2 protein-coding genes are annotated in these 2300 nt (G+C 64.7%); both read right to left on the bottom strand.

All coding sequences use genetic code 11. From position 1 onward, the window contains the following. On the bottom strand, nucleotides 1–1431 hold a 1431-nt coding region (hutU, locus tag EN984_RS31680), incomplete at its 3' end, for a urocanate hydratase (RefSeq protein ID WP_127384222.1). A gap of 26 nt (nucleotides 1432–1457) precedes the next feature. Continuing rightward, nucleotides 1458–2276 carry an N-formylglutamate deformylase gene (gene hutG, locus EN984_RS31675; protein ID WP_127270281.1) on the bottom strand — a complete coding sequence of 273 codons (819 nt, stop codon included), beginning with the start codon at nucleotides 2274–2276 and terminating at the stop codon, nucleotides 1458–1460. Between the last annotated feature and the right edge of the window lie 24 nt (nucleotides 2277–2300).

Here is a 2300-nt window from a genome sequence, read left to right as displayed (position 1 = left end):
GTTGAGCAACGCGTTGAGCAGCGGCCAATCGGAGACAGCGTCCGAGCCGTCCTTCATGGATTCCGTTTCGCGGTTCGGCGAGGCGACCGAGCCGGAATCGAGGTGATCGCGGCCGATGACGACAGGCGCCTTCAGCTCACCCTTGGCCACCATCTCGTTGAAAGCGAGTCCGAGCCTGTGGCGGTCGCCAAGGCCGACCCAGCAGATGCGCGCCGGCAGGCCCTGGAAGGCGATGCGCTCGCGCGCCATGTCGAGCCAGTTGTGCAGATGGGTGTTGCCGGGCGTCAGTTCGCGCACCTTGGCGTCGGTCTTGTAGATATCCTCAGGATCGCCGGAAAGGGCTGCCCAGCGGAACGGCCCGATGCCGCGGCAGAACAGCGGACGGATATAGGCCGGCACGAAACCGGGGAAGGCAAAGGCGTTCTCGAACCCCTCCTCCTTGGCCACCTGGCGGATGTTGTTGCCGTAGTCGAGCGTCGGCACGCCGGCGTTCCAGAACGCCACCATCGCCTCGACATGTTCGCGCATCGAGGCGCGTGCCGCCTTCTCGACCGCCTTGGGGTCGCTGACGCGCTTCTCGCGCCACTCGGCCATCGTCCAGCCCTTCGGCAGGTAGCCGTTGATGGGATCATGCGCCGAGGTCTGATCGGTGACCATATCGGGGCGAATGCCACGCCTGAACATCTCCGGCACGATGTCGGCCGTATTGCCAAGCAGGCCGACCGACTTCGCCTCCCCGGCCTTGGTCCAGCGTTCGATCTTTTCCAGCGCCTCGTCGAGCGTGTCGGCGCGCTCGTCGACGTAGCGGGTGCGCAGGCGGAAATCGATCGAGTCCGGGTTGCATTCGATCGCCAGGCAGCAGGCGCCGGCCATGACGGCGGCGAGCGGCTGGGCGCCACCCATGCCGCCGAGACCGCCGGTCAGTATCCATTTTCCCTTGAGATTGCCGCCATAGTGCTGGCGGCCGGCCTCGACGAAGGTCTCGTAGGTGCCTTGCACGATGCCTTGCGTGCCGATGTAGATCCACGAGCCGGCCGTCATCTGGCCGTACATCATCAGGCCCTTCTTATCGAGCTCGTTGAACTTTTCCCAATTCGCCCAGTGCGGCACCAAATTGGAGTTGGCGATCAGCACGCGCGGGGCGTCCGGGTGGGTCCGGAACACGCCAACCGGCTTGCCGGACTGGACCAGCAAAGTCTCGTCATCGGCCAGCGTCCTCAAGGAGGCGACGATGCGGTCAAAGTCGTTCCAGGTGCGCGCCGCCCGGCCGATGCCGCCATAGACGACCAGCTCGTTGGGATTTTCGGCAACATCCGGGTCGAGATTGTTCATCAGCATGCGCAGCGGCGCTTCCGTCAGCCAGGAGCGCGCGCTGATTTCGGTGCCGCGCGGGCTGCGGACTTCGCGGATGTTGTGGCGAGGATTGTTCATGGCGTCACTCCATAAAAGGCCTGATGTCAGACGCGCGCCCAGGACGTCGCAGTCTCGAGGATTTTCCGCAGCGTGGCGCGGATCGGTGCGGCAAACTCGGCATCGTAAGGCACCGGCCAGTTGTCCGGCGTACCCTTGCCATCGGGCTCGCGCATATAGCCGCGATTGGAGAGTTCCATCTGCAGCGCATGCACGCCTTGTTGCGGCTGGCCGAAATGGCGTGTGATCCAGCCGCCCTTGAAGCGGCCGTTGATGACAAAGGTTTCACCGGTTTCGGCCATGATCTGGCCGACCATCGCCTGCAGCGTCGGATCGGCGCTCCTGCCGTCATTGGTGCCGAGGTTGAAAACCGGCAGCGTGCCTTCAAACAGGCGCGGCATCACTGAACGGATCGAGTGGCAGTCATAGAGGACGATCTTTTCGTGCAGGCCACGCAACCGGTCGATCTCGACCTGCAAGGCGGCATGGTAGGGCACGAAGAATTTCTCGCGACGCTCGTCGATCTCCGACGGCCCCGGTTCTTCGCCCTCGCGATAGAGCGGATCGCCATCGAAAGTCTCGGTCGGGCAAAGGCCGGTCGTCGCCTGGCCGGGGTAAAGCGAGGCGCCGGAGGGATCGCGGTTGACGTCGATGACGGTGCGCGAGATCGCGGTGTGCACCACCGTCGCCCCGAGGCCGGCAGCAAAGTCATAGAGATTATCGATCCACCAATCGCAGTCGCGGCGGCCGAGCCAGGGCGAGACCAGCCGATTCTCAAGGCCGGCGAGGTCGATGCCGGTGTGTGGGATCGACACCAGCAACGGGGCTGTGCCGGGCGTGACCGTCAGCCAGGGCGCGCTTGCCATCACATCGCTCCGGAAATCGACGGC

The organism is Mesorhizobium sp. M7A.F.Ca.CA.004.12.1.1, from assembly GCF_003997835.1.
GTDB lineage: Bacteria > Pseudomonadota > Alphaproteobacteria > Rhizobiales > Rhizobiaceae > Mesorhizobium.
Note: the sequence above shows the minus strand (reverse complement) of the source record. Positions and strands in the feature narration are given on the sequence as shown.

Excerpts from the sequence above, each read along its gene's own strand:
- hutG (WP_127270281.1), bottom strand. The coding sequence starts at position 2,276 with ATGGCAAGCGCGCCCTGGCTGACGGTCACGCCCGGCACAGCCCCGTTG.